General features: G+C 70.3%; 27 protein-coding genes. 17 read left to right on the forward strand and 10 right to left on the reverse strand.

The annotated features are described in order from the left end of the window. Positions 1-50 precede the first annotated feature (50 nt). From QSK18_RS08395 to QSK18_RS08405, 3 genes are all read left to right on the forward strand, one after another. Positions 51-191 (forward strand): hypothetical protein, encoded by a 141-nt coding sequence (locus QSK18_RS08395; RefSeq protein WP_232809354.1) that lies wholly within the window; start codon positions 51-53, stop codon positions 189-191. A 128-nt stretch (positions 192-319) separates the two neighbouring features. Further along, positions 320-1171 carry a helix-turn-helix domain-containing protein gene (locus QSK18_RS08400; protein ID WP_232809353.1) on the forward strand — a complete coding sequence of 284 codons (852 nt, stop codon included), beginning with the start codon at positions 320-322 and terminating at the stop codon, positions 1169-1171. 71 nt (positions 1172-1242) lie between these two features. Continuing rightward, positions 1243-1659, forward strand: coding sequence for a VOC family protein (locus QSK18_RS08405; RefSeq protein ID WP_232809352.1), 417 nt, complete (start codon positions 1243-1245; stop codon positions 1657-1659). A gap of 7 nt (positions 1660-1666) precedes the next feature. Here the strand turns inward: QSK18_RS08405 and QSK18_RS08410 are convergent, their stop codons facing one another. Further along, positions 1667-2155 carry an Lrp/AsnC family transcriptional regulator gene (locus QSK18_RS08410; RefSeq protein ID WP_285617677.1) on the reverse strand — a complete coding sequence of 163 codons (489 nt, stop codon included), beginning with the start codon at positions 2153-2155 and terminating at the stop codon, positions 1667-1669. 70 nt (positions 2156-2225) lie between these two features. On the opposite strand from QSK18_RS08410, the gene QSK18_RS08415 reads away from it, so the two are divergent. The 4 genes from QSK18_RS08415 (at position 2226) to QSK18_RS08430 (ending at position 5918) form a co-directional block, all read left to right on the forward strand. Beyond that, complete coding sequence (locus tag QSK18_RS08415) at positions 2226-3389, forward strand: DMT family transporter (protein ID WP_232809350.1); 1164 nt, start codon at positions 2226-2228, stop codon at positions 3387-3389. Positions 3390-3445: 56 nt separating this feature from the next. Next, a complete protein-coding gene (locus QSK18_RS08420) occupies positions 3446-4204 on the forward strand; it encodes a Clp protease N-terminal domain-containing protein (protein WP_232809349.1) in 759 nt (252 codons plus the stop codon). Positions 4205-4648: 444 nt separating this feature from the next. Further along, positions 4649-5470 carry an undecaprenyl-diphosphate phosphatase gene (locus QSK18_RS08425; protein ID WP_232809348.1) on the forward strand — a complete coding sequence of 274 codons (822 nt, stop codon included), beginning with the start codon at positions 4649-4651 and terminating at the stop codon, positions 5468-5470. Positions 5471-5540: 70 nt separating this feature from the next. Further along, entirely contained in the window at positions 5541-5918 is a 378-nt protein-coding gene (locus QSK18_RS08430) for a hypothetical protein (protein ID WP_232809347.1), read from the forward strand. Positions 5919-5930: 12 nt separating this feature from the next. Here QSK18_RS08430 and QSK18_RS08435 read toward each other — a convergent pair whose 3' ends face one another. Further along, positions 5931-6467: a DUF1990 family protein gene (locus tag QSK18_RS08435; RefSeq protein ID WP_232809346.1), complete on the reverse strand. Its 537-nt coding sequence runs from the start codon at positions 6465-6467 to the stop codon at positions 5931-5933. Positions 6468-6504: 37 nt separating this feature from the next. Then, a complete protein-coding gene (locus QSK18_RS08440) occupies positions 6505-7002 on the reverse strand; it encodes a P-loop nucleotide/nucleoside kinase family protein (protein WP_285617683.1) in 498 nt (165 codons plus the stop codon). A gap of 193 nt (positions 7003-7195) precedes the next feature. On the opposite strand from QSK18_RS08440, the gene QSK18_RS08445 reads away from it, so the two are divergent. Then, positions 7196-7399 carry a DNA-binding protein gene (locus QSK18_RS08445; RefSeq protein WP_232809344.1) on the forward strand — a complete coding sequence of 68 codons (204 nt, stop codon included), beginning with the start codon at positions 7196-7198 and terminating at the stop codon, positions 7397-7399. After that, complete coding sequence (locus QSK18_RS08450; protein ID WP_232809343.1) at positions 7396-7773, forward strand: type II toxin-antitoxin system death-on-curing family toxin; 378 nt, start codon at positions 7396-7398, stop codon at positions 7771-7773. The genes QSK18_RS08445 and QSK18_RS08450 overlap by 4 nt, the downstream gene beginning before the upstream one ends. Positions 7774-7815: 42 nt before the next feature. On the opposite strand, the gene msrA is transcribed toward QSK18_RS08450, so the two are convergent. Next, positions 7816-8505: a peptide-methionine (S)-S-oxide reductase MsrA gene (gene msrA / locus QSK18_RS08455; protein WP_285617685.1), complete on the reverse strand. Its 690-nt coding sequence runs from the start codon at positions 8503-8505 to the stop codon at positions 7816-7818. Positions 8506-8640: 135 nt separating this feature from the next. Between msrA and QSK18_RS08460 the strand changes: the two genes are divergently transcribed. The 3 genes from QSK18_RS08460 to QSK18_RS08470 all read left to right on the forward strand — a co-directional run bounded on the left by QSK18_RS08460 (position 8641) and on the right by QSK18_RS08470 (position 13162). Further along, a complete protein-coding gene (locus tag QSK18_RS08460; RefSeq protein ID WP_232809341.1) occupies positions 8641-9885 on the forward strand; it encodes a cystathionine gamma-synthase in 1245 nt (414 codons plus the stop codon). Positions 9886-10172: 287 nt separating this feature from the next. Beyond that, positions 10173-11858 (forward strand): glutamate mutase L, encoded by a 1686-nt coding sequence (locus QSK18_RS08465; RefSeq protein WP_285617689.1) that lies wholly within the window; start codon positions 10173-10175, stop codon positions 11856-11858. A 65-nt stretch (positions 11859-11923) separates the two neighbouring features. Continuing rightward, the gene (locus tag QSK18_RS08470) at positions 11924-13162 is read left to right on the forward strand and encodes an AI-2E family transporter (protein ID WP_232809491.1); all 1239 of its coding nucleotides are present in this window, start codon (positions 11924-11926) and stop codon (positions 13160-13162) included. 2 nt (positions 13163-13164) lie between these two features. Here the strand turns inward: QSK18_RS08470 and QSK18_RS08475 are convergent, their stop codons facing one another. The 3 genes from QSK18_RS08475 to QSK18_RS08485 form a co-directional block, all read right to left on the reverse strand. Then, positions 13165-14967 (reverse strand): N-acetylglutaminylglutamine amidotransferase, encoded by a 1803-nt coding sequence (locus QSK18_RS08475; protein WP_232809339.1) that lies wholly within the window; start codon positions 14965-14967, stop codon positions 13165-13167. Between the two features lie 95 nt (positions 14968-15062). Beyond that, the gene (greA, locus tag QSK18_RS08480) at positions 15063-15554 is read right to left on the reverse strand and encodes a transcription elongation factor GreA (RefSeq protein ID WP_232809338.1); all 492 of its coding nucleotides are present in this window, start codon (positions 15552-15554) and stop codon (positions 15063-15065) included. Positions 15555-15688: 134 nt separating this feature from the next. After that, the gene (locus QSK18_RS08485; protein ID WP_285617691.1) at positions 15689-16102 is read right to left on the reverse strand and encodes a DUF4307 domain-containing protein; all 414 of its coding nucleotides are present in this window, start codon (positions 16100-16102) and stop codon (positions 15689-15691) included. 152 nt (positions 16103-16254) lie between these two features. Between QSK18_RS08485 and mca the strand changes: the two genes are divergently transcribed. Together mca and QSK18_RS08495 are read left to right on the forward strand one after the other, a co-directional pair. Beyond that, positions 16255-17139 (forward strand): mycothiol conjugate amidase Mca, encoded by an 885-nt coding sequence (gene mca, locus QSK18_RS08490; protein WP_232809336.1) that lies wholly within the window; start codon positions 16255-16257, stop codon positions 17137-17139. An 18-nt stretch (positions 17140-17157) separates the two neighbouring features. Then, a complete protein-coding gene (locus QSK18_RS08495; RefSeq protein ID WP_232809335.1) occupies positions 17158-17400 on the forward strand; it encodes a hypothetical protein in 243 nt (80 codons plus the stop codon). Here the strand turns inward: QSK18_RS08495 and QSK18_RS08500 are convergent. Then, a complete protein-coding gene (locus tag QSK18_RS08500) occupies positions 17397-18167 on the reverse strand; it encodes a glycerophosphodiester phosphodiesterase (protein WP_232809334.1) in 771 nt (256 codons plus the stop codon). The genes QSK18_RS08495 and QSK18_RS08500 overlap by 4 nt on opposite strands. Before the next feature lie 5 nt (positions 18168-18172). Beyond that, on the reverse strand, positions 18173-19588 hold the full coding sequence (locus tag QSK18_RS08505; RefSeq protein WP_285617694.1) for a CDP-glycerol glycerophosphotransferase family protein: 1416 nt from the start codon (positions 19586-19588) through the stop codon (positions 18173-18175). A gap of 462 nt (positions 19589-20050) precedes the next feature. Between QSK18_RS08505 and QSK18_RS08510 the strand changes: the two genes are divergently transcribed. From QSK18_RS08510 to QSK18_RS08520, 3 genes are read left to right on the forward strand one after another with little or no spacing between them, the layout of a single operon-like run. Then, positions 20051-21823, forward strand: coding sequence for a CDP-alcohol phosphatidyltransferase family protein (locus tag QSK18_RS08510; RefSeq protein ID WP_285617695.1), 1773 nt, complete (start codon positions 20051-20053; stop codon positions 21821-21823). Continuing rightward, the gene (locus QSK18_RS08515; RefSeq protein WP_285617696.1) at positions 21802-22653 is read left to right on the forward strand and encodes a CDP-alcohol phosphatidyltransferase family protein; all 852 of its coding nucleotides are present in this window, start codon (positions 21802-21804) and stop codon (positions 22651-22653) included. Before QSK18_RS08510 ends, QSK18_RS08515 begins: the two co-directional genes overlap by 22 nt. 5 nt (positions 22654-22658) lie before the next feature. Further along, positions 22659-23561: a glycosyltransferase family 2 protein gene (locus tag QSK18_RS08520; protein WP_232809330.1), complete on the forward strand. Its 903-nt coding sequence runs from the start codon at positions 22659-22661 to the stop codon at positions 23559-23561. A gap of 276 nt (positions 23562-23837) precedes the next feature. On the opposite strand, the gene QSK18_RS08525 is transcribed toward QSK18_RS08520, so the two are convergent. Then, on the reverse strand, positions 23838-24185 hold the full coding sequence (locus QSK18_RS08525) for a hypothetical protein (protein ID WP_232809329.1): 348 nt from the start codon (positions 24183-24185) through the stop codon (positions 23838-23840). Positions 24186-24202 lie beyond the last annotated feature (17 nt).

Genomic DNA, 24202 nt, shown 5'->3' on the forward strand with positions numbered 1-24202 from the left:
CTTCAGAAATTGGCTATGTGATGCAAGGCCAGAATCGTCACAATGGACCTATGGCCTTCTTCATTCTGCTTCTGCTCCTGACCGCCACCATCGCCCTCGCCCCCTGGTTCGGCCAGGACTCCCGCGGGCTCGACCCCAGCCACTTCGAACCCACCCATCCGCTGCACCCGGACAACGGGGTGAACTGCTGAGCCGGGTGAGCCGCCCGCTCGCCGGGTGTTCCGTTCTCGTCGCGAGTCCCCGCCGGGGGCTCGCGACTTTCTTTTGGGCTTGAGGACGTTCGTGGGCACCGAGGCCGCTGAGCGGCCAGGATGGTCGGGTGGAGTTCGTCGACGAATTGCTGCACCGCGCTCCCGCTACCCCGCTGAAGACGTACATCCCCTGGTACTCCGGCTACCGTCAGCGCGGATCGGCGCCGGGCCGGCACCGCGGCCTGCCCTCGCCCTGGCTCACGCTGATCTTCACGCTCGACGAGCCCATGGTTGCGGCGGCGCTGCCGGAGGGACATCCCGGGGGTAGCTACGACACGTACCTCGGAGGACTGCACCGCACGCCAGCCCTGATCGTTCACCAGGGGGCACAGTCCGGCATCCAGGTGGCTCTCTCGCCGTTGGGTTGCCGCCGTCTGCTCGGCCTGCCCGGAGGTGAACTGGGGGGCGAGAACCTGACCGTGACCGATGTGCTCGGGCGGGACGGCGTCGAGGTGCACGAGCAGGTGCGGGCAGCATCGACCTGGCCCGGACGGTTCGGGGTGCTCGACCGATTCTTCCTCGAGCGTCTCGATCGCGGTGACAGTGGCCCGGCCGCCGAGGTGGTGCGGGCCTGGCAGTTGCTGCTGGCCTCGCACGGAGGTCTGGGGGTGGCCGACCTGGCCCGTCGGGTCGGCTGGAGTCCGCGCAATCTGGCCTATCGGTTCACCGCCGAGATCGGGCTCAGCCCGAAGGCGGCCGGCCGGGTGGCCCGGTTCGACGTCACCCGCCGACGGCTCGGCGACCCGGGCTCCGGGCCGGCCGGGCTGGCCCGGCTGGCGGCCGAGTGCGGGTATGCCGACCAGGCCCATCTGAGCCGGGAGTTCTCCGAGATGGCGGGCCTGCCCCCGCGCCGGTGGCTGGCCGAGGAGAGGCCCGGCGGGTCTCTCGATCTTCCTTCCGAAACGTTCAAGACCGGATGACGGCAGCTGCGGCACAGTGACAGTGCCGGTCCGAAGGGGAGGGGCTGGCTCAACCTGGATCGGGAGGAATCATGACCGAAACGCCCAGCCTGCCACCGCCCACCGTCTGGCCCACCTTCTCCGCTCGTGACGCCCGCGGCCTGATCGCCTTCCTGGTGCAGGCTTTCGGCTTCGAGGAGACGGCCGTGCACGGAGAGGGCGAGGTGGTGCAACACGCCGAGCTGAGCTGGCCGCACGGCGGGGGTGTGATGCTCGGGTCGGCCCGCGACGACGGTCGGCCGATCGTCCCGCCGGGGGCGTTCAGCTGCTACGTGGTGGTGCCGGAAGGGATCGAGCAACTGATCGAGCGGGCCCGGGCGGGCGGTGCCCGGATCACCACCGAATTGAGGCAGACCGACTACGGGTCAACCGATTTCGCCGCCGAGGACCCGGAGGGCAACAGCTGGTACTTCGGTACCTACCCGGGCGAACCGCGCACGGGGCGCTGAGTCGCGGTCACCCCCTGCGCCTCTGTCGGGCCGCCGTGCTCGGCAGAAGGGGCAGGGGGGTGGGCGGTTTCAGCTGTTTGAGCCGGAGATAGGTGACCACCCGGCCGCCGCCGTGCGTGGCGATCCGGGTCAGCGTGTGCTCCAGGTCCTCCACGTCCCGGGCGACCACGGTGAGCCAGTAGTCCATCTCGCCGGCCACGGTGTCGGCCGCGATCACCTGGGGCAGCTCGCGCACCTCGCGCTCGAACCGCTCCGTGGCCCGGGCGTTGGCCGTGGTGACCGACATGAACACGGTGAGCGGGAAGCCGACCGCGGCCGCGTCGACCCGGGCGCTGATGATCCGGATGGCGCCGCTCTCCTTCAGCCGCCGCACCCGGTGCAGGGTGGCGGCGGGGGAGAGCCCGACCAGCTCGGCCAGCTCGAGGTTCGTCCGATCGGCGTCCTGCTGGAGCTGGGTGAGGAGTCTTACGTCAATTTCGTCAAGCTCGACGGCCATGGGGCCAAATAATAGTTGGCAACTCGTCCGAGTGTCCGATTTATCGACGTGTGCAGCGCACGATGTCACCATGTTCTCCGCCCGTCCGCGTGCCTTCCTGGCCGATCGCCGCACCTCCGCCCTCGCCGCCCTGACCATCGCCGGTATCACCTGGGGCACCACCGTCCCGCTGAGCAAGGCCGCCTTCGAGGGTTTCGGCCCGGCCTGGCTCACGGTGTTCCGCTTCGCGGTCGCCGGTCTGGTGATCCTGGCCGTGGTCCGCCCGAACCTGCGCGCCGTCCGGCCTGCGCTGTGGTTCTACGGTGCGTTCGGGTACGGCGCCTGCGTGCTGCTGCAGAACATCGGCCTCGAGCGGACCAGCGTCACCCACGCCGCCCTGCTGCTGGGCTCGGTCCCGGTGATCGTGGCGGTGCTCGCCGTGGTCTTCAACGCCGCCAAGGTGGGGCCGGTCGCCTGGATCGGGTTCGCGCTCTCGCTGACCGGCATCGTGGTGGTGGCCGGGGCCGGCGGTGGTGACGCGACGCTGTTCGGCGACGTGATCGTGATGGGCTCGGTGCTGATCGGCGCGACCTTCACCATCGTCCAGGCCCGGCTGCTGCCCGGCCAGGACGTGGTCGCCGTGACCGCGGCCCAGTTCCTCGCCTCGGCCGTCGCGGTGCTGCCGTTCGCCCTGATCACCGAATCGGTCCCGGTGCCCGGTCAGGACGGGCTGAACGGCGCGGCGCTGCTCGCCGCCCTGGCGCTCGCGGTGCTCGGGACGGTGCTGCCGTTCACCCTGTTCGCCTACGGGCAGACCGGCGTCGAGCCGCACATCGCCGGGGTCTTCCTGAACCTCGAGACGCTGGTGGCCACCTCCATCGCCATCGTCGTCCTGGGCGAGCCGCTGGGTGGTGGGCAGATCGCGGGCGGTCTGGCGCTGCTGGCCGGCATCTACATCGGCACGGTCTACCAGTCGCGCACCACCCGGGACCCGGCGATCGCGGGTGCCTCCGGCACGCCTGCTCCGACCGTCGACCCGGCCACCCCGCAAACCGCACTCGACGGCCTTGCCGGCGCACCCTCGTCCATTGTTGGTGCCCTGGCCGTTGCCCCTCGGCGCCCGCAGGTGGCGCGTCCGGCTCCCGGGCTGCACCTGTTCCCCGATGCCCTCGGCCTGACCGGAACACTGCGCGACGAGGAACTCGACGAGCTGCTCGAGCGGGACGGCCAGCCCATGTTCACCCGCGCCGCCTGAGCCGATCGCGTCAACCAATAGTTGACGACCGTCTTGCGTCAACCTAGGGTTGACGTATGACGGAATCCAGCTCGACGACACGTAGCGTGCGCCTGGACGATCTCATCCAGGGCATCAAGAAGGCCCACGACAACCCGCTGGAGCAGCTCTCCGGTGCGGTCGTCGTCGGTGACTACCTCGGCGAGGTCGCCGACCATCTGATCGGCCACTTCGTCGACCAGGCCCGGCGCTCCGGCGCCTCCTGGACGGAGATCGGCACCAGCATCGGGGTCAGCAAGCAGGCCGCCCAGAAGCGGTTCGTGCCCAAGGCCGATGCTCAGCCGATCGACCTGAAGGACGGCTTCAGCCGCTTCACCCCGCGGGCCAGTTCGGTGGTGATGAAGGCGCACGACGCGGCGCTGGCGGCCGGCAACGACCTGACCCTGCCCGCCCACCTGTTGGTCGGCCTGGCGGCGGTGCCGGACACCTTGGCGCTCACGGTTCTCGCCCGGCAGGGGGTCACGGCCGAGCGACTCGCAGAGGTGGCCACTGCCGCGCTACCCGCACGAGTGGCCGATGCACCGGAGATGGTGCCCTACGACCCGGGCGCCAAGAAGGTGCTCGAGTTGACCATGCGCACCGCCCTGCGGCTCGCGCACAACTACGTCGGCACCGAGCACCTGCTGCTGGCGGTGCTGGAGTTCGAGAACGGGCAGGGCCTGCTCAGCGACCTGGGGGTGTCGCTCGACCGGGCCGAGGCCGACGTGCTGGCGGAACTGGAACTCCTGCACTCCGGCGCCGGAAAGCCGTCTCACGATCCGGCTGCCGAAGATTAGAACCTGATCACGATCCGGCTGCGATCAGGCACTGGGCGGAAACACCGGGCCCGGCGGGGGAGAAATGGACTGAACGGGTGAGTAGCGGCCGCTGCTCACCCGTTCGTCGGGTGAATACCGCCGAATTCCCTTACCTGGCGCGGTGATGGCGTGGCGGGCAGTTCCGTTCTGCCCCTGAACGGGGGTGCCCGGGAACTTTTGCCGCACCGGGGGTGTCGCCTGATGGTTACCGTCTGACGGGCGTTTTCGGGTAATGAGCAAGTTTGCCTAACGGTCCGTTAAGGCGTGTATGGTCGGCTGGCCACCGTCCCCGCGAGGAAAAACCTCTGCGCCCACACGGTGTGCGACCGAACATCGTCTCCGGCGACGCAGCCGGGGATCTCATGTGGCATCCCTGCACCGGCAGGCGCGGGTGCATGCCGGAACGAAGGGGTACAGAGCGCCGTGAGCTGGCTAGAGGTGATCGTCCTCGGTCTGGTGCAGGGCCTGACCGAGTTCCTCCCGGTCTCGTCGTCGGGGCACCTGAGGATCGTGTCCGAGGTGTTCTTCGACCGGGACGCGGGCGCGGCGTTCACCGCCGTCACCCAGCTGGGCACCGAGGCGGCCGTCCTGATCTACTTCGCCAAGGACATCTGGAAGCTCTTCATCACCTGGCTCGAGGGCTTCGTCAGCCCCTCGCTGCGGCAGACCTTCGAGTACAAGATGGCCTGGCTGGTCATCCTCGGCACCATCCCGATCGGCGTGCTGGGCCTGCTCTTCGAGGACGCGATCAAGGAGCCCGCCCGTAACCTCTGGCTGGTCTCCACCATGCTGGTCGTCTTCGGCATCTTCCTGGGACTGGCCGAGAGGTTCGGCCGCCAGGAACGCGACTTCCACGAGCTGACCGTGAAGGACGGCATCATCCTCGGCCTCGCCCAGGCGATGGCCCTGATCCCCGGCGTCTCGCGGTCGGGCGGCACGATCACCGCCGGCCTGGCCATCGGCCTCAAGCGCGTCGTGGTCGTGCGCTACTCGTTCCTGCTGGCGATCCCCGCCGTGGTGGCCTCCGGCCTGTTCACCCTGCCGGACGTGACCGCGGGCGACGGCCCCGGCGTGGCCCAGATGACGGTGGCCACGCTGGTCGCCTTCGTGGTCGGCTTCGCGATCATCGCCTGGCTGATGAAGTTCGTGGAGCGGCACAGCGTCTACGTGTTCGTGGCCTACCGGATCGTGCTCGGCCTGGTCATGCTCGGCGCGCTGAGCATGGGCTGGGTCTCGGCCACCTGATCCTCACTGGTCAGAAGAAAGGGCTGTCCGGCTACGGCTGGACAGCCCTTTCCTTCGTAAGGTGATCGGTATGTTCCGATTCGGCTGGTCGGTGGTGCTGGGGACGTGCGTTCTGCTGGGGGCCTGCGGCGGGGGTGAGCCGTCGATCGCGCTGCCTGACCGGGCCGAGCCCGGCGTGCAACGGGAAGAGGCCCGGATCGCCACGCTGCTGGCCGTCGACCCCCAGGCTTCTTGCGCTGTGCGCCTGCTGCGAGAAGTGGGTACGGCCGACTACGTCTGGGCCGACTGTCAGGCCGGCGACTCGGGCTACTCCACCCCGGTCAAGGTCGATGGGGAAACGGTCACCTTCCCTCAGGACGGTTCGTACTATGGGCCTTCGATCCGGAGCATGTTTCCCGCTGACATTGCCGAGGCCGTGCTGGCCGACGGGGACCGCTACCACCCGTAAGCCGAGGGTGCCTTAATCGTTCACCAGTGAGTGACCGGCCCGGAGGTACTTTTCCGTGGCCTGCCCCTGAACGAAATTAGCCAGGAAAGGCACCAGGCGGCTGCCCCAGAACACGTGTCGACTCACCGCGCTCACTTCGAATCGCGCACCTCTCTCGTCGCGCACAAAGGCGAAGCGTTCCGTCCCGGCCTCGGGATGACCGGGCAAGGCGGTATAGCTGAACGCCACGAGCTGTTCGGTCTGCACCGCCTCGATGACCCGGCACGGCGCCACCGCCCAGGCCGGGCCCATTCGCATTCCGAGCACCACGGTTGCCCCCGGCTGGGCCGGCCCGCTCGCCAGCGTGCGCAGCCCGGCCAGGCGGTGAACCTCCCAGTTGAGCAGGGCGCTGCCGCACTCGGTGATGGAGGCCCGGTCGGGGAGCTGGACGGTGCGATCCAGGCGATGAGCGTTGTGCGGCGGGTGTTTCAGCCAGTCGACGGGCTCATTGGGGACGGTCTGCTCGGCCTTGGCAAGGGCCTGGGGAAGGTTGGGCCGGAGGGTGAACATGGGCTCTGACCTCCATCGCGAACGTGTCTGGCCGAGCCTAGGCGTCTCTCACGGTGACCAGTTCCTCGCCCTCCCCTTCGCAGGGTTCCGACGTCCTGATCATCCAGTCCAGCGTCTCGACCGTCATGATGCCGGAGCTTTCCTGGGCATTTCGGAGCGAGAGCCGCCGCAGCAGTTCTGGGCGTTCGACCTGGAAGTACAGCAGACGCCACTGACCACCCGACTCGGTCACCAGTTTCTTGTAGTCGTCCCGGTCGCTGCGCAGACCCAGCCCGTGGTCCAGGACCACAGACTGTCCAGCCAGCACCAGTCGCGCGAGTTGCCGACGGACCTCGGCCAGGATCGGTGCTTCACGAGCGGGCTGCTCGTGCCCGGGGTAGTCCTTGCCCGGCCTGCCGTGCTGCGCCTGCACGAGCTCGTCCACGCACAGGCGAGTCACTCCGGTTCGCTCCAGGCCGCGGGCGTAGGTCGATTTACCAGAACCGGGAAGGCCGCTCAGGAGGTAGACGACGGGCGTGGCCGCTGAGGGGGACATCTACCCATTATTCGGTTCACGTTGCTACTGGCGGATTGATGCCCTGCGCCCCCTGGAAGGCTGGGCACTGTGACCAGACCTGGTCGGGGCAGTAGTCGTTCGGGTTCTCGTAGAGGTACTGCTGGTGGTAGTCCTCGCACTCGACGGGTAATTGAAGCGGAGCGAGTGGTATCAGGTTGGTATCATGTCAGGCATGGCAATGACCCTGCGTCTTGATGATGTGCAGTCCGAGGCCCTTCGGCGCCGGGCCGAGCGAGAGGGCCGGAGCATGCAGCAGGTGGCTCAGGCCGCGATCAGCGATTACCTGCTCCGGGCCGATGACGACGCGCAGACCGAAGAGCTTGCGGCTGCGGGAGCCACGAAGTTCGCCGATCTCCTGCGCCGTCTCGGCGAATGATCCGCTACCTGAGCGTCGAGCAGGCCCTGCTGATCTCCCGGTACGCCGTCGGCGGGCCGGTCCAGGTGCGGGACATCGGTCTGCTGGACGCTGCCGTGAACCGGCCCCGAGCCGGGATGTTCGGGCAGGAGGCTTATCCGGACCTGCTGACCAAGGCGGCGGCGCTCCTGCACTCCTTGGTGTCCAACCATCCACTGGTCGACGGCAACAAACGACTGGCGTGGCTGGGAACCTACGTGTTCTGTGCCAAGAACGGTGTGGAGCTCGCGCCGGCCGATGACGATGCTTTTGACCTGGTGATGGCCATTGCTTCCGGCGAACTCGACGATCTGGCGGTTATTGCCGGTCGGCTCAAGAGTTTCGTAGCCACCTGACCCGTAGCCGTGCCCGCTTCGTGGCGGGCACGGCCTGGATGACTACTCGGCCTTCACTCCCGTGCCGTAGAGCACGCCCACGCCGATCGGGCAGGTGACGCCGGTGCCGTGGTCGGGGCAGTAGCCGTTCGGGTTCTTCTTCAGGTACTGCTGGTGGTAGTCCTCGGCGTACCAGAAGGTGCCTGCGTCGGTCGCCGGCCGGGACTCGGTGGTGATGTGGCCGAAGCCGGCCTTGTCCAGGGCGGCCTGGTAGGCCTTCTGGCTGGCCTGGTAGGCCTCACGCTGCTCGTCGGTGGTCCAGTAGAACGCCGAGCGGTACTGCGTGCCCAGGTCGTTGCCCTGGCGGTAGCCCTGGGTCGGGTCGTGCGACTCCCAGAACGTCTTGAGCAGCGTGTCCAGGCTGAGCTTGGCCGGGTCGTAGGCGACCAGCACGGCCTCGGTGTGGCCGGTGAGGCTGCTGCAGGTCTCCTCGTAGGTCGGGTTCGGGGTGTAACCACCCATGTAGCCGACGGCGGTGGTGATTACGCCCGGCGTCTGCCAGAACGTCTTCTCAGCACCCCAGAAGCAGCCCATGGCCAGGTAGACCACCTGCGTGCCCTCGGGCCACGGGCCCTCCAGCGGGGTGCCCAGAACGGCGTGGCGGGCCGGCACGGTGAACGGCCGGCTCTCCCGGCCGGGCAGCGCCTTCTCCCGCTCGACCATCGTGCTCTTCGACCTGCTGCCGAAAATCATTCTGACCTCCTGATGCTTCGGGCGGAACGATCGGTCCCGCGCCATCGATCACAACCAAGTCTGGCCCCCGTCCGTTCCCGCTGCCGAGGGCGGGCTCGGGCAGATTTGTCGGCGCTCGGTAGTAGCTTGGGGCCTGTGAACGAGCCGACTCGCAATTCCGGAAGTCCCCGCTGGTCAGAGGCCGGGTTCTCGACCCGGGCGATCCACGTCGGGTCCGAGGCCGATCCGGCCACCGGCGCAGTGGTCACGCCGATCTACCAGACCTCCACCTACGCGCAGGACGGCGTGGGCGGTCTCCGGCAGGGGCTGGGGGTGGGTTACGAGTACTCGCGCTCGGGCAACCCCACCCGCACCGCCCTCGAAGACTGCCTGGCGGCGCTCGAGGCGCCGGACGGGTCGGCCCGTGGTTTCGCCTTCGCGTCCGGCCTGGCCGCCGAGGATGCCGTGCTCCGCTCGCTGCTGCGCCCGGGTGATCACATCGTCATCCCGGACGACGCCTACGGCGGCACCTACCGCCTGGTGGCGCGGGTCGCCGAGCCCTGGGGGGTCCGGCACACGCCCGCCGCGCTGACCGATGTGGACGCGGTGCGCGCCGCGATCGAGCCCGGCAAGACCCGCCTGGTCTGGGTCGAGACCCCGACCAACCCGCTGCTCTCGGTGGCCGACATCGAGGCCCTGGCCGAGGTGGCGCACCAGGCCGGTGCCCTGCTGGTCGTCGACAACACCTTCGCCACGCCCTACCTGCAGCAGCCGCTGAGCCTGGGCGCCGACATCGTCGTGCACTCCACCACGAAGTACTGCGGCGGCCACTCCGACGTGGTCGGCGGGGCGGCCATCGTGTCCGACCGCGCCCTCGCGCCGTGGATGGGCGGCATCTCGGGCCTGGGTGAAAGTGCGGTCGAGCGCATCGGTTTCAACCAGAACTCGATGGGCGCGGTGTCCGGCCCGTTCGACTCGTGGCTGGTCCAGCGCGGCCTGAAAACCCTGGCCGTCCGGATGGAACGGCACTGCGACAACGCCGAGAAGATCGTCGAGATGCTCACCCGGCACCCCAAGGTCACCCGCGTGCTCTACCCCGCGCTCGGCGACCACCCCGGGCACAAGGCCGCGGTGGAGCAGATGCGGCGGTTCGGCGGCATGGTGTCGTTCCAGGTCGCGGGCGGGAAAGAGGCGGCGCTCGAGGTCTGCCGCAAGGCGCAGGTGTTCACCCTGGCCGAGTCGCTGGGCGGGGTCGAGTCGCTGATCGAGCACCCGGGCCAGATGACCCACGCCTCGGTCGCCGGATCGGCGCTCGAGGTGCCGGACGACCTGGTGCGGGTCTCGGTGGGCCTGGAAGACGCCTCCGACCTAGTCGCGGACCTGGAGCAGGCGCTGGGCTGACCAGCTGCTTCTGAACGACGGGTGACCGGCGGGTGAGCAGGTGGCCTGCCGGTCACCCAGTGTTGGTGGTCGGCAGGCGGATGAGTGGCCTGTCGAGCATGTGGTGCCGGTGGCCGCTGGGCGCGTGAATGGCTTGTCGGGCACCTGGTGCCGGTGGCTGGCTGACGGGCGGGTGAGTGGCCTGTCGGGCACTTGGTGCCGGTGGCTGGCGGGCGGGTGAGTGTTCGCGGGGCACTTGGTGTTGGCGGTCAGCGGGTGAGCGCTTTGGGCCCGCAACGGTGCGGGGGGTGACGGTGCGGGAACTGGTCTTGTGCGTGGACGTCGGGTCGACGTTCACCAAGGGTGTGCTGGTCGACGTGGTCTCGGGAGAGGTGCTCGGCACGGGCCAGCACCCGACCACGTTGCCCGATGTCGTGGTCGGGATCGCGGCGGTGCGGGACGCCATCGCCCGGGCACTGATCGGTGCGGCGGCCAAGGCTGATCGGGGTCTTGGCGAGGGCCAGGTCGCCGATGGTGTCCGGGTGGCCGGGATTGGTGCGGCCGAGGTCGAGGCGGCCGAGATCGTGGCCTGTTCCAGCGCCGGCGGCGGTCTGCGGTTGGCCGTGGTCGGGCACGAGCGGCTGGTCACGGCCGAGGCGGGGCAGCGGGTGGCGCTCTCGGCGGGGGGCCGGGTGGTGCATCTCAGTTCCGGTCCTCTGGATGCTGCTGCCGTCGAGTCGCTGCGCGCGGCCCGGCCCGACCTGATCCTTCTCGCCGGCGGCACCGACGGGGGCAACGCCGATGTGGTCGTGCACAACGCTCGGCGCCTCGGAATTGCCCGGCTGCCCGTTCCGGTCGTTCTCGCCTGCAACCGCGATGCCGCCGACGCCGCTGCGCACGAGCTGCGTCGGCGGGGTCGCACCGTCACAATCGCCGGCAACGTGCTGCCCCGGATCGGCACTCTTGAGCCCGGTCCGGCCCGGGAGGCGATCCGGCAGGCGTTCCTGCGGCATGTCATCGGCGGTAAGGGTCTGTCCCGCAAGGGCTCTCGAATCAATGGACGTTCGTTCGCCCAGTTGGTGAGCGCACCGACACCAGACGCTGTGCTCACCGGGGTAGAGGTGCTCGCGGGTGGGCGGGGGCTGCTGATGGTCGACGTGGGCGGGGCCACCACGGATGTGTACTCGGTGGTGCCGGCGGAGGAGGCGGGCGAGCGTCCTGAGACCGGGGCCGGGCAGGGGGCGGCGGGGGACTGGGTCTCGGCGCGCACGGTCGAGGGGGATCTGGGGGTCCGGTCGGGGGCGGTCGGGGTGGTGGAGGCAGCGCTGGCCGAAGGGCTGATCGAGCTGGAACAGGCCCAAGAATTGCGGCAGTACGCACTTGGTCTGGTCGAGGAGGCCCCGGCTCCGGGCTCTTCCGAGCGGCCGGTAGTCAGGGTTCCAGTCTGGGAGAGCCCGGGCCAGGTGGGACAGTCCGGTGACGGTGACGGTGACGGTGACGGGGAAGGCGATCGGCAGTCGGGTAGCGCAGGGCGGCAGCTGGGGAGTGCAGGGCGGCAGTCGGGGAGCCCAGAGGGACAGTCGGGGAGCCCAGAGAGGCAGCCGGGGAGCTCGGATCAGCAGTCGGGCAGCCTTGCGCGGGGTGACCAGGCACTCGACCGGCAACTGGCCCAGCTGGCTGTCCTGATCGCCGTCCGCCGCCACGGGCGACCCACGCGCCCCGGTAGTCCCCCTCGCCCTCTGCGTCGGATCGGTCTGGTCGTGGGCAGCGGGGGAGTTCTTCGTCACGCCGATACCAAGGGGCGCACCGACGTCCTCAAACCGCTCTTCGCCGACCACGCCGGTGGGTGGGCCGTGCCCGAAAAGGCCACCGCAGCGGTCGATGTGCGCTACACGCTCTTCGCCGCCGGACTTCTGCACGACCGGCTGAGCCCCGAAGCAGCCCGGCGCCTCGCCTCGGCGGGACTGCACCCCGGCCCGGAACACCCTGGGTGAAGCGGACGACACGGCGGGGTCGCCGCGCCGATCACGGCACACCGGGCAGTATGGGATGGGTGAGCATGGAGCAGGACGACCCGACCCGGGTGCGCCCCGACGAACTACCGCACGGGCTGCGGGTCAGTGCCGCCTGGGCCTGGCGGGTGCTGCTGATCGCGGGCACGATCTATCTGCTCTGGCGGATCTTCAACCAGTACCAGGTGCTGTTCGTGCCGCTGCTGGTCGCGCTCATGCTCTCGGCGCTGCTCAAGCCCGTCCACCGCGCGCTGGCCCGTTCCGAGACCAAGATTGGGTTGCCCAACGCCGCCGCTGCGCTGCTGACCGTGGTGCTCACCCTGGTGTTCGTCGCCGGGCTGGTGGCGCTGATCGGGCAGCAGGCAGTCAGCGGCTTCGACAATCTGCGGGACGACGCCGCCGACGGCATCACCGAACTGCAGCAGCAGCTGGCCAACAGCCCGCTGAACCTGACCAACGACCAGCTCGACGAGTACGTAGCCAGCATCCAGGACAGCATCCGCGGCGGCAGTGGTGGCAGCGAGATCGTCTCCGGCGCGCTGGAGGTCACCAACACCGCCGGGCACGTGCTCACCGGCATCTTCATCGTGCTCTTCGCGACCTACTTCTTCCTGTCCGGCGGCGACCGGATGTGGGCCTGGGTGGTCAGCCTGTTCCCGGCCGCCACCCGCGAAAAGGTCCGCGGCTCCGGCGTTCGGGCCTGGGCCACGCTCACCGCCTACGTCCGGGCCACCGTGATCGTGGCGATCGTGGACGGCGTCGGGGTGGGCATCGGGGCCGCGCTGCTCGGGGTGCCGCTCGCCTTCCCGCTGGGCATGGTCGTGTTCTTCGGCGCCTTCGTGCCGATCGTCGGCGCGCTGGTCTCCGGGGCCGCCGCGGTGCTCGTCGCCCTGGTCGCCGGCGGGTTCTGGGACGCGGTGATCATGCTGGCCATCGTGATCGGGGTGCAGCAGCTGGAGGCCCACGTCCTGCAGCCGTTCCTGCTCGGCCGGGCGGTGCGGGTGCATCCGCTGGCGGTGATCATGGCGATCGCCGCCGGGGTGCTGCTGGCCGGCATCGTCGGGGCGCTCTTCGCCGTGCCGCTGGTGGCCGTGGTGAACGTGATCGGCGAGTACCTGGCCGGGCGGGATCCGGACGACGACCACCTGCAACCCAGTGAGGAACAGATGGGGCCGCTGGCCGACGAGTCACGCGACAGCGACGACGAGACGGTGACCGAAGGCCTCGTCGGGCCGGAGACCCCGGAAGAGAACAGCGCCTCGCAGGGCACCGTGCGGGGGGAGTGAAGCTAGGCCGAGATGCCGCGGGCCTGCAGCCACATCTCCAGAGAAGCCAGCTGCCACAGCTTGTTCCCGTTCAGCGGGGTGACGGCGGCGTTGGGGTCACGCAGCAGCTCGCTCACATACTCCCGCCGGAACAACCCCCGCCGTCGCGCCTCCGGCGACTCCAGCGTGTCCCTGACCCTCTCGGCCAGCTTCCCCTGCAGCCGAACCAGCGCCGGCACCGGGAAATACCCCTTGGGCCGGTCGATCACCGCCCTCGGTAGTAACCCCCGCGCGGCCTGCTTCAGCACCCCCTTGCCACCCCCGGCCAGCTTGTAAGGCACTGGGCAGGCCGCCGCCAGCTCCACGAACTCGTGATCCAGAAACGGCATCCGCGCCTCCAGACCGTGGGCCATCGTCATCGAGTCCACCCGCTTCACCGGGTCGTCCACCAGCATCACCGTGGTGTCCATCCGCATCGCCGCATCGGCCGCGGTCTGCGCCCCGGGCCGGTCGAAGTGCGTGCTCAGCCAGGCCCGCGCCGGATCCAGCCCGCGCAGGAACGGATCGGCGTCGCGCACCAGCAGATCGGGCGAGATCACCGCCGCCAGCTCGGCGCTCGGGCGGTCGAGGAACACCCGGTCGTACGTGGCCAGCGCCGCACCCCGGCCGACCTGGGCGAACGGCGGGTACCAGTGATACCCGCCGAGCACCTCGTCGGCTCCCTGACCGGTCTGCACCACCGGGCAGTGCGCCGCCACCACCTGGCTGAGCAGGTAGAAGGCCACGCAGTCGTGGCTGATCATCGGCTCCGGCATCGCCGCGATGCAGGCCTCGACCGGCTGCACCAGATCCACCTCACCCACCCGGATGCGCTGGTGGTCGGTGCCGTAGGCCTCGGCCACCAGGTCGGAGTAACGGAACTCGTCGCCGAGCCGGCCCTCGAAACCGATCGAGAACGTGCGCAGCCGCTCGCCCCCGGCCGTGGCCAGCAGAGCCACCACCAGGCTGGAGTCGAGCCCGCCGGACAGCAGCACCCCGACCTCGACGTCGGCCACCGTACGGCGCCGCACCGCGGTGCCCAGCGCCTCGAGCAGAGCTTGCTGCCAATCCCTCTGGGACCAGGCCGCATGCTCCGGTCGGCGGCTGAAATCCGGCTGCCAGTACACGTGATCGGTGCTCGAGCCGTCGGCCGAGAACACCCGCACCGTGGCCGGGGGCAGCTTGCGGACCCCGGCCAGAATGGTCCGCGGGGCGGGCACCACGCTGTGGAAGCTCAGGTAGTGCGCCAGCGCCACCGGGTCGATCGAGGTGTCCACGTCGCCGGCCGCCAGCAGTGCGGGCAGGGTGCTGGCCAGCCGCAGTCCGCCCGGGAAAGGCGCCAGATAGAGCGGTTTCACGCCGAGCCGGTCGCGGGCCAGGACCACCTGGCCGCTGTCTCTCTCCACGATCACCACGGCGAACGTGCCGATCAGCCGTTGCGCGAAGCCGGTGCCCCACTGCGCGTACGCCTTGAGCACCACCTCGGTGTCGCCGTCGGAGAAGAACCGGTGACCGGCCGCGGCCAGTTCGGTGCGCAGCTCGCGGTAGTTGTAGATGCACCCGTTGAGGACGCCGGTCAGGCCGGCCGCCGGATCGACCATGGGCTGGGCGCTGGCGTCGGAGAGGTCGATCAGCCGCAGCCGGCGGTGCCCCAGGGCCACCCGCCCGTGCGACCACAGGCCGGTGTCGTCCGGGCCCCGGTCGGCCATGGTCGACGTCATCCGGTCCACCGTGGGCACGTCGGCCCGGGCCCCGTCGAACCGCACCTCACCGGCGAGCCCGCACATGGGTCAGATCATCCCAGGCTGCGCAGGGCGCCCAAAACCGGGCGGCCGGTCACCCGGGTTGCGGGGACCGGCCGCCAGAGACCGAGGACGGCCGCTCAGCCGGTGAAGGGCTTGGCCTCGAGGATGCGCACCTTGATCTCACGCCCGTTCGGCGCGGTGTACGACGTGGTCTCGCCCACCTTGTGGTTCACGATGGCGGCCCCCAGCGGGCTCTTCTCGCTGTAGACCTCGAGGTCGGTGTCACCGGCCACCTCGCGGCTGCCGAGCAGGAACGTCATCTCCTCGCCGGCCAGGTCGATCGTGACCACGCTGCCGGAGGCCACCTCGCCGTCGTTCGCCAGGGCCTCGCCGACCTGCGCGGTCTCCAGCAGCTGACGCAGCTGACGGATGCGGGCCTCCTGCTTGCCCTGCTCGTCCTTCGCCGCGTGGTAGCCGCCGTTCTCCTTCAGGTCACCCTCGGCGCGGGCGGCCTCGATCTTCTTGGCGATCTCGACCCGGCCCTCGCCCGAGAGGTACTCGAACTCCTTCTTCAACCGGTCATAGGCGTCTTGGGTCAGCCATGCGACGGCAGCACCGGTCTCGCTCACGGGGCATCTCCTTCTGTGGTCGCATTGAGGCCGCTCTTTTTCGGCGGCGACGGCGTCCGGACGAAACCTTGAGCTTAACAAGAAAGCCCGGATTGCAGGTGCAGGGTGCAACGGAGAACCGACGGAGCGGGTTCCTACCGGGCGACGCATCCCCGGACCAGGCCGGTGGTGGCCTCTTCGCTGGTGGGGACGGTCACCGTCATCCGGGCGCGGTGGTCGGCGCCGCCCTCGACCGTGACGTCGCGCAGCCCCACCTCGGTGCTGACCGCGTTCAGCGCGTGCACGGTGCAGACCGCGCCGGTGGCTCCGGCGTGCAGCTGGACGTCGAAGGTGATCACCACCTCGGAGGCCGAGCGCACCGAGAAGCTGTGGTCCTGCCAGGTGATCTTCGACCGGTCGATCACGGTGACCCAGAAGGTGAAGGCGAGGGCGACCAGGGCCGCCGCAGCCCCGAGACCGATCAGCAGCCGGCGGTTCGGCGGGCGCCGCTTCCCGTAGCGCTCCGCCAGGTGGGAGTCGTCGGCCGGGGTCTGGGCTGGCGTGGTCACGTACTTCCCTCTGCCTGGGGCGGTGGTCCGGGAATGCCCGGGCGTCCGACATGATTGTCCACTCAGATGGGGTCGTGCGCGCCAGTGGGGGAGACCGGTGGCGCCCGGCCGGTCCATCCTCACCCGAATTCTCACCTCAGGAGGACCCCGGCATGGCCGAGCAGCTCAGGCTCATGGCGGTGCACGCGCATCCCGACGACGAGTCCAGCAAGGGGGCGGCCACCCTCGCCCGGTACGTGGACGAGGGCGTGGACGTCCTGGTGGTCAGCTGCACCGGTGGTGAACGCGGCGACGTGCTGAACCCGAAGCTGCAGGGTGACCCCGAGGTCGAGCGCGACCTGCCGGAGCTGCGCCGCAAGGAGATGGCCAACGCGGCCGCCGCCCTGGGGGTGCGCCATCACTGGCTCGGCTTCGTCGACTCCGGTCTGCCCGAGGGCGACCCGCTGCCGCCGCTGCCGGAGGGCTGCTTCGCCCTGCAGCCGCTGGAGGTGGCCTCGGCGCCGCTGGTGCGCCTGGTGCGCGAGTTCCGCCCGCACGTGATCACCACGTACAACGAGCTCGGCGGCTACCCGCACCCCGACCACATCATGACCCACAAGGTCTCGGTCGAGGCGTTCGAGTCGGCCGGCGACCCGACCCGCTACCCCGACAGCGGTGAGCCGTGGACCCCGCTCAAGCTCTACTACGACGTGGGGTTCTCCTACGGCCGGATGATGGCGTTCCACGAGGCCCTGCTGGCGCAGGGCAAGGAGTCGCCGTTCGCCGAGTGGCTGAAGGCCCGCGACGAGGGCAACCGCCCGCCGGACCGCAAGATCACCACGCAGGTCAACATCGTCGGCTGGATGGAGCGGCGGGACCAGGCGCTGCGCTCGCACGCCACCCAGATCGATCCGGACGGCTGGTTCTTCGCGATCCCGAACGACGTGCAGGCCGAGGTGTGGCCGACCGACGACTTCGAGCTGGCGCGTAGTCTGGTGGAGTCGGAACTGCCGGAGGACGACCTGTTCGCCGGCATCCGCGACCGGGCCAAAGTCTGACGAACTGGGTGTGATGCAGTGATTTCCGCCGTGCTGATGGCCGCCTCGACCGAGCCCGACGCCGTTCGGGTGCCCGATCCGGACATCGTCTCGCCGGGTTTCGCCGGGTTCCTCACCGTCTTCGTGCTCGCCTGCGTCACCGTGCTGCTGATCCGCAGCATGACCGGGCACATGCGCAAGGCCAAGTTCCTGGCCGACGAGCGCGACCGGGCCGAGCAGGCGGCGGGTCAGGAGACCCAGGCCGGGAGCCAGGGCAGCTAGGAAGCCAGGCTCCGGGCCAGGGCCAGACCGCCGGGCACGTCGTCGACGACCAGCGCGTCCACCCCGGCCGCGGCCAGCTCGGCGGCCGGTCCCATCACCGGCGACCAGGCCAGCACCTCCAGTCCGGCCCGGTGCGCGACGTCGATCGCGTACTCGGCCGGGCGGTGGTGCGGCGCCGAGTCGGTGCCGTTGGGGCCGAACGACTTCCAGTGCGCGGAGAGCACCTCCACGCCCAGCCGGGCGGCGGCCGGCACGGCCTTGCGGATCGGGAACGAGATCCAGGTGATCAGCCCGCGCGGCACCCCGGGCATCTCCTGCCCGACGAACAGCAGCGAGGCCGGGTCGAAAGAGGTCACCAGCAGAGGACGATCGCGCTCGGCTTCGAGAGTCGGCAGCAGCAGGGCGGTGGTGTCCTCGGACGGCGGCAGCAGCGCGTCCTCCAGCGCCGTCTTCACGTCGAAGATGATCCCGACCTCGGGTGTCAGCACCTCGAGCAGGTCCGGCAGGGCCAGCAGCCCGGCCCGAAGGGCCTGCTCGGTGCTCAGGTCGGAGACGAAACGCCCGTCCTCAGGCCCGACGCTGGGCCAGTGGTGCACGAACAGCCCGCCGTCCCGGGTGCGCCGGACATCCACCTCCAGCCAGGGCACCCCGTGCCGCAACGCCTCCTGGAAAGCTGGAAGCGAGTTCTCCGGCCAGCCGGCCACGTTCTTGCCGAAACCCCGGTGCGAGGCGATGGCCAGGCCGGGTCCGAAAACCTTGTCAGACACGCTGATCAGTGGCCGGCCACCAGGTCGGGGCGCTGCTGCGCCACCGACTCGTCCACGGTCGGCGTTTCGTTCTGAACCTCCGCCGCCTCCTGCGGCGTCACATCGCCGACCGCGTCGCCGGAGGCGGCCGCCGCGGCCGAGGCGTGGGTCTGCCGGTGCGGCAGGCGCGCGATCATCGCGTCGCGGGTGGCCGCGACCTCGCTGACCGCGTCGAGGAAGCGCTGGGTGCTCTCACCGGGCGCGATGTCGCCGAAGTAGAAGCGCCGCATGGCGATCCGCTCGTCCATCCGCGAGTCCTCGGCCAGGCGGGCGGCCAGCACCTCGCCGAACCGGCCGATGCTGGTGGAGTCGATCACGTCCGAGGCGCCGGAGATCGGGGCGTCCACGGCCAGCTGGGCCGGGTCGTCGCGCCGGTCGGTGATGAACAGCGGGGCGTCGTTGCGCAGGTAGAGGAAGTCCAGGCCGACGCTGGAGACGTCGGTGACCATCGCGTCGCACTCCTGGAACAGGGCCAGGATCGAGCCCTCCATCGCGGTCGCGTGCCCGCCCGCGGGATCGGCCTGCTCGATCAGCGACAGGATCTCCTGGTGGGCGCCGACCACCTCGAGCGTGGTGCTGCTGGCCACCCGCGGGTGGGGGCGGTAGACCACCCGCACGTCGTCCCGGGCGAGCAGCTGCCGGACGATCGCCACCCCGTAGCGGTCGACCGAGGTGTAGTTGTTGAAGTCGTTCTCGCCCTCCCAGGTGGGGGCGTAGATCACGGTGTGCCGCGCCGAGGGCGGCAGCACCGGCTCGAACTTGAGGTCGAGCTGGGGCCGGCCGGTCCGGACCAGCCGGGCCGGGTCGAAGTTGATCAGCGCGGCGGCGTGCCGGCGCTCGGCCGCCTCACCCGCCACGAACACCCGGTCGTAGGCCTTGGCCTGGTTGGACACCATGCTGACCTTGTCGCTCTCACCGTGGTTCACGTGCACGTGCAGGATCGAGGCGACGGCCAGCGACTGGAAGTTGGCGACCCCGTTGTTCACGTAGATCGCGACCTTCGGGTCCAGCTCGTCGTACAGCTCCAGCACGTCGGCCAGGCGCCGGGTGTAGACGGTGGGCAGCGGGGTGCGCTCGCTCAGGTTGTTGAACGAGGCCCGCGACCGCATCACGATCACCACCGGGTGCCGGCGGTGCAGCTCCTCGAACACCGGCAGCCACTGCTCCAGCTGGTACATCTTGCGCCGGTCCTCGGCGAAGTAGACGACCACCTCGGCCGCCGGGGCCGGGCCCTCGGGCACCCGGTTCAGCTTCGGCCCCCGCGCCTTGCCCGCCCGACGGCCCATCGAGCGCCGCTTGTTGTTGATCGTGTTGGCCAGCGCCCCGAACGTGGCCGGGTTCGGCGATCGGAGGAAGCTGGAGACGGTCTTCGGCAGCGCCATCGGGGGTCTGGGGCCTTTCGGGGATCGGTCGTGCGGGGGAAGGGACCGGCCGGAAGCATAAGGCGCCCGGGCATCCCGGCCATCATCCGGAAGTTCGGCCCGTTTGCCTGATCGTCCCTGGCCGTTCAGATTGTTACAGCGCCCGGACGAGTGAGTGGAGCCGTGTTCTGTTGCGGTGCGTGATCCGTAGTGGCCGAGACCGATTCGGTCTGACGGTGGGTCATCCCCCCTCGGCCGTACAACCGGGGAATGCCACCGGGCGAACAGGCGACCTGCACATGAACACAGTGCTAATGTCGGTCGACTCGAGACCGAGAGAACGGACGTCAGCGGGTGGATACGCAGGGACGCTCGGCCGATGCGGTGCTGAGGCGGCGCGCAAGCGCTGCTGTCACTGTTTGTGACCGCACCCCGGCTGAATCCACCGGTGCCCCGGTCGGCGCCGAGACGGGCGGTGAAGCCGTGAGCCGTCTCGACGCAGCCGGTCTGGACATCGTTCTCCTCGACCTGCACGGCGCCGGGCCGTCCCGCCGGGACGCCCTGCGGGCGGCGCTGACCGCACAGGGCGTGATCGTGGCCGACGAGCAGGTGGTCACGGTCAGCAGCCTGGGCGGCACCGAGGCGCTGGCCCACGCGGTGGCCGGCCGGCCGGGACCGCACACCCCGGCATCGGCCGAGGGCGAGGCGCACGGCGTGGGTTCCAACGCCGTCCCGCGCCGCCCGGTGGCTCTGGTCCCGGTCGATCTGGTGACGAACGGCACAGTCCTGGGTGCCCTTCTGGACGATCCGCGGCTGAACACGGCCGCTCTGTCCGGGCCCGCCGGGCCGGACGACACCTTCGAGTTCCTCGACGTCATCCGGATCGCCGCCGCCGACCGTCCGGCCGCGTCCGGCCTGGTGCACGAGCTCGACCCGGCTGCTCCCGACCGCCTGTTGCGGGAGCTGGCCCAGCGCCTGCCTGCGGCCGGTGTCACCGTCCGGCCGGTCCCGATCGGCGGCTACGTCTGGGCCCGGCCCACCGACGCGGCCGAGCTCGAGGCGGCCGAGCAGGCCCTGGCCCAGCTGCCCGAACGCCGGGTCCGGCTGCGTGAGGCGGCCCGCGGGGGCGACGGATTCTTCTCCACCTTCGTGCTGCGCAAGCTCTCCTGGCGGCTGACCGACCGGGCCGAGCGCCTGGGCCTGACCCCCAACCAGGTCACCGCCGTCTCGTTCGCCCTCGGCCTGGCCGCCGCCGCGCTGATCGCCACCGGCGACCGGCTGCCCGCGGTGATCGGGGCCGTGGTCCTGCAGCTGTGCGTGGTGATCGACTGCGTCGACGGCGAGCTGGCCCGCTACCGCCGCCGGTTCTCCCGGTTCGGCGCCTGGCTCGACGCCAGCACCGACCGGATCAAGGAGTTCGCGGTCGTCTTCGGCCTGGCCCTCGCCGGTACCCAGGCCGACCAGGACCTGTGGCCGCTGGCCGCGCTGGCGATCGGTGTCCAGACCTTCCGCAGCCTGGCCGACCTGGGCTGGGCCCTGCGCCGGCAGCAGCTCGATCCCGCGCCGGCGCTCAGGCCGGTCTGGACCGCCCCGGCCGCCCGGGTCCGGTTGCCGCAGGGCTGGGTCTCGGCCACCGACACCCACGGTGCGGCCGGCTGGCTCAAGCGGATCGGCCACTTCCCGATCGCCGAGCGCTTCCTGGTGCTCTCGGTCGGGGCCGCCCTGTTCACCCCGAGGACCACGCTGATCGTGCTGTGCGCCGGTGGTCTGGCCGCGGCCGTCTACCTGATCGCCGCCCTGGCCTCGCGGGGCCGGTCGCTGGTGGGCGACCAGGTGCCGAAGATCGCCGCCGACACCGGGCCCTGGTTCGGGGCGGTGCTGCAGCGGCTGCGCGGCCGGTCCGCGGTGATCGCGCCGGCTCTGGTGGCAGTGGCCGAACTGGCGGTCCTGTACCTGTTGAGCACCGCGGTGCAGGCGCAGCACGGCGCCGCGGTGATGCTTCTCGCGGTCGTCGCCGTCGCCCACTACCTCCAGGCCTACGGGGTCCGTGAAGGGGTCGACGACGGGACCCGTCCGCTGCTGATCGGGGCCGACCTACGTCTGGCGGCCTTCGGGGTCCTCGTCTTCCTGCCCGGCCTCCTGCTGCCGGTCGAGGCCGAGGACTGGGTCACCGGGGGCCTGTGGGCCCTCACCGCCGTGGTCGCAGTGACCTCGGCCGGGGCAAGTCTCAAGTCATGGATCGGAGTCACGCGATGAGCGGGCCCAGCATCGCCGAGCTCCGCCGGGTCGGCCAGCCCGAGCACGTGCGCACCCGGGCGGCCGCCGAACACTGGGTGGCCCACGCCTACCTGCGGCAGATCTCGCCCTACCTCACCCGGCCGCTGCTGGCCCTGGGGCTGTCGGCCAACCAGGTCACCTGGCTGATGATCACCGCGGCCGCCCTCGCCGCGCTGTCCACCGCCTGGGTCGGCATCGCCGGGGCCCTGCTGGCCGCGCTGCTGGTGCAGCTTCAGATGCTGCTCGACTGCTCCGACGGTGAGGTGGCGCGCTGGCGCGGGACGTCCTCACCGGTCGGGGTCTACCTCGACCGGGTCGGCCACTACGTCGCCGAGTGCGGCATCGCCCTGGCCCTCGGTTTCCGGGTGGCGAACGGCGACGGGTTCGGTTCCGTGGTGGTGCAGACCGGTGAGGGCTGGGGGTCCGGGCTGCTCGAGGCGCTGGCGCACCCGGCGCTGTTCCTCGGTGCGCTGCTGGCTCTGCTGGTGGCCCTGAACAAGGTGGAGAACGATCTCGTGCACGTTTCACGCGGACAGGCCGGAATGCCGGCGATGAAAGACGCCGAGCAGGTCCGGGTGCCCAGCGCGGGCGCCGTGCGCACCCTCCGCCGGATCGCCAAACTCTTCCCCTTCCACCGGGTCTTCCACTCCGTCGAGCTCTCGCTGCTGGTGCTCGCCGCGGCCGTGGCCGACCTGGTGCTGGGTACCCACGCAGCCACCTCGGCCCTGCTCCTCGCCCTGGTCGCGGCCGCACTGGTCACCGTGGTCGGTCACCTCGCGGCGGTCCTGTCCTCGGCGCGGCTGCGGTGAGCGCAATGATCAGTCACGACGCGTCACACACCCTGAAACCGCTCCCGGTCGCCCGTTACGGGGTTGTCCTGCTCACCCAGGGCAGCCGGCCCGAGGCGCTGAACCGCGCCGTGGTGTCGGTGCTGGCCCAGCGGGGAGTGGTCACCGACGTGGTGGTGGTCGGCAACGGCTGGCAGCCCACCGGTCTGCCCGAGGGGGTGCGCGGGGTGGCTCTGCCGGAGAACCTCGGCATCCCGGCCGGGCGTAACGCGGGTGTGCCCCACGTCGAGGGCGAGTACCTCTTCTTCCTCGACGACGACGCCTTCCTGCCCACGTCCGACGTGCTGGCCCGGCTCGCCCAGCGGTTCACCGACGAGCCCGGCCTGGGTCTGATCCAGCCCCGGGTCGCCGACCCGGAGGGCCTGCCCGCCCCCCGCCGGTGGACGCCGCGCCTGCGGGTGGGCGATCCCGCGCGCAGCAGCGACGTGGCCGCGGTCTGGGAGGGCGGGGTCGCGCTGCGGCGTGACGTGTTCACTGCCACCCAGGGCTGGCCGGCGCCGTTCTTCTACGCGCACGAGGGCATCGAACTGGCCTGGCGGGTGTGGGACGCGGGCTACCGGGTGCGCTACGACGGCGAGATCGTGGTCAACCACCCGGTGATCGCGCCCACCCGGCACAGCGTGTTCCACCGGTTCTCGGCCCGCAACCGGGTCTGGCTGGCCCGGCGCAACCTGCCGATGCCGATCGGCGTGGTCTACGTGGCGGTCTGGTTCACCATCTCGGCGCTGCGCCTGCGGGCGAAGGACGACGCGATGGAGATGCTCAAGGGCTACTGGCAGGGCCTGACCCAGGAGAGCGGTCCGCGGCGGCGGATGGGCTGGCGCGCGGTCTGGCGGATGACCAAGGCCGGTCGCCCGCCGGTCATCTGAGACGAACCGACCTACGGACGCCCGTGGCGGGCGTCCGTAAACGGGTTTCGTTCCTGGGGTGAACTGATCTATGGACGTTCGTGGCGGGCGTCCGTAAACGGGTTTCGTTCCTGGGGTGAACTGATCTATGGACGTTCGTGGCGGGCGTCCGTAAGCGGGTTTCGTTTTCGGGGGCGAACCGATCTACGGACGTCGGTGGTGGGCGTCCGTAGACCGGTTTGCTCCCCGAGGTGAGCCGACGACGGACGTCGTGGCCGACGTCCGTAAGCAGTTCTCTCAGCTCGGGCTGACCGTGGGCGTCGGGGACGCCGTCGGCGTGGGCGCTACCGCCCCGGGACAGGTCTGATCCCACTCGGGCAAGCGGAGCAGAGACGGTGCGGCATAGCCGCTCTCACCCCGCACGCCGCTCGACGTGGAAGCGAAAGCGATGCCGCGGATACAGATCCGGGCGATGTTGGGGAAGTTGTCCGCGTTGCGGTAGACCTCGATGTAGTCCACGTCGGAGATCTTGTCGGGCGGCGCGCCCTCGTCCCCACCCCGATCGCCCAGCTGATCCGAACAGCCGGTCAGTGCGGTGCCCAGCGCCAGAGCGACTGCCGCACCCAACATCCACGCACGTTTCATGGTCCCCTCCCCATTTG

The sequence above is a fragment of the Kineosporia sp. NBRC 101677 genome, assembly GCF_030269265.1.
In the GTDB taxonomy this organism is placed as follows: domain Bacteria; phylum Actinomycetota; class Actinomycetes; order Actinomycetales; family Kineosporiaceae; genus Kineosporia; species Kineosporia rhizophila.

What these genes read in the sequence shown, in the direction of transcription:
- QSK18_RS08520 (WP_232809330.1), top strand. Translation starts at nt 22,659, where the DNA reads ATGATCAGTCACGACGCGTCACACACCCTGAAACCGCTCCCGGTCGCC.
- QSK18_RS08525 (WP_232809329.1), bottom strand. Translation starts at nt 24,185, where the DNA reads ATGAAACGTGCGTGGATGTTGGGTGCGGCAGTCGCTCTGGCGCTGGGC.
- QSK18_RS08445 (WP_232809344.1), top strand. Translation starts at nt 7,196, where the DNA reads ATGGCAATGACCCTGCGTCTTGATGATGTGCAGTCCGAGGCCCTTCGG.
- QSK18_RS08410 (WP_285617677.1), bottom strand. Translation starts at nt 2,155, where the DNA reads ATGGCCGTCGAGCTTGACGAAATTGACGTAAGACTCCTCACCCAGCTC.
- QSK18_RS08430 (WP_232809347.1), top strand. Translation starts at nt 5,541, where the DNA reads ATGTTCCGATTCGGCTGGTCGGTGGTGCTGGGGACGTGCGTTCTGCTG.
- QSK18_RS08470 (WP_232809491.1), top strand. Translation starts at nt 11,924, where the DNA reads ATGGAGCAGGACGACCCGACCCGGGTGCGCCCCGACGAACTACCGCAC.
- QSK18_RS08505 (WP_285617694.1), bottom strand. Translation starts at nt 19,588, where the DNA reads ATGGCGCTGCCGAAGACCGTCTCCAGCTTCCTCCGATCGCCGAACCCG.
- mca (WP_232809336.1), top strand. Translation starts at nt 16,255, where the DNA reads ATGGCCGAGCAGCTCAGGCTCATGGCGGTGCACGCGCATCCCGACGAC.
- QSK18_RS08395 (WP_232809354.1), top strand. Translation starts at nt 51, where the DNA reads ATGGCCTTCTTCATTCTGCTTCTGCTCCTGACCGCCACCATCGCCCTC.
- QSK18_RS08435 (WP_232809346.1), bottom strand. Translation starts at nt 6,467, where the DNA reads ATGTTCACCCTCCGGCCCAACCTTCCCCAGGCCCTTGCCAAGGCCGAG.
- QSK18_RS08420 (WP_232809349.1), top strand. Translation starts at nt 3,446, where the DNA reads ATGACGGAATCCAGCTCGACGACACGTAGCGTGCGCCTGGACGATCTC.
- QSK18_RS08475 (WP_232809339.1), bottom strand. Translation starts at nt 14,967, where the DNA reads ATGTGCGGGCTCGCCGGTGAGGTGCGGTTCGACGGGGCCCGGGCCGAC.
- QSK18_RS08515 (WP_285617696.1), top strand. Translation starts at nt 21,802, where the DNA reads ATGGATCGGAGTCACGCGATGAGCGGGCCCAGCATCGCCGAGCTCCGC.
- QSK18_RS08415 (WP_232809350.1), top strand. Translation starts at nt 2,226, where the DNA reads ATGTTCTCCGCCCGTCCGCGTGCCTTCCTGGCCGATCGCCGCACCTCC.
- QSK18_RS08450 (WP_232809343.1), top strand. Translation starts at nt 7,396, where the DNA reads ATGATCCGCTACCTGAGCGTCGAGCAGGCCCTGCTGATCTCCCGGTAC.
- QSK18_RS08405 (WP_232809352.1), top strand. Translation starts at nt 1,243, where the DNA reads ATGACCGAAACGCCCAGCCTGCCACCGCCCACCGTCTGGCCCACCTTC.
- QSK18_RS08440 (WP_285617683.1), bottom strand. Translation starts at nt 7,002, where the DNA reads ATGTCCCCCTCAGCGGCCACGCCCGTCGTCTACCTCCTGAGCGGCCTT.
- msrA (WP_285617685.1), bottom strand. Translation starts at nt 8,505, where the DNA reads ATGATTTTCGGCAGCAGGTCGAAGAGCACGATGGTCGAGCGGGAGAAG.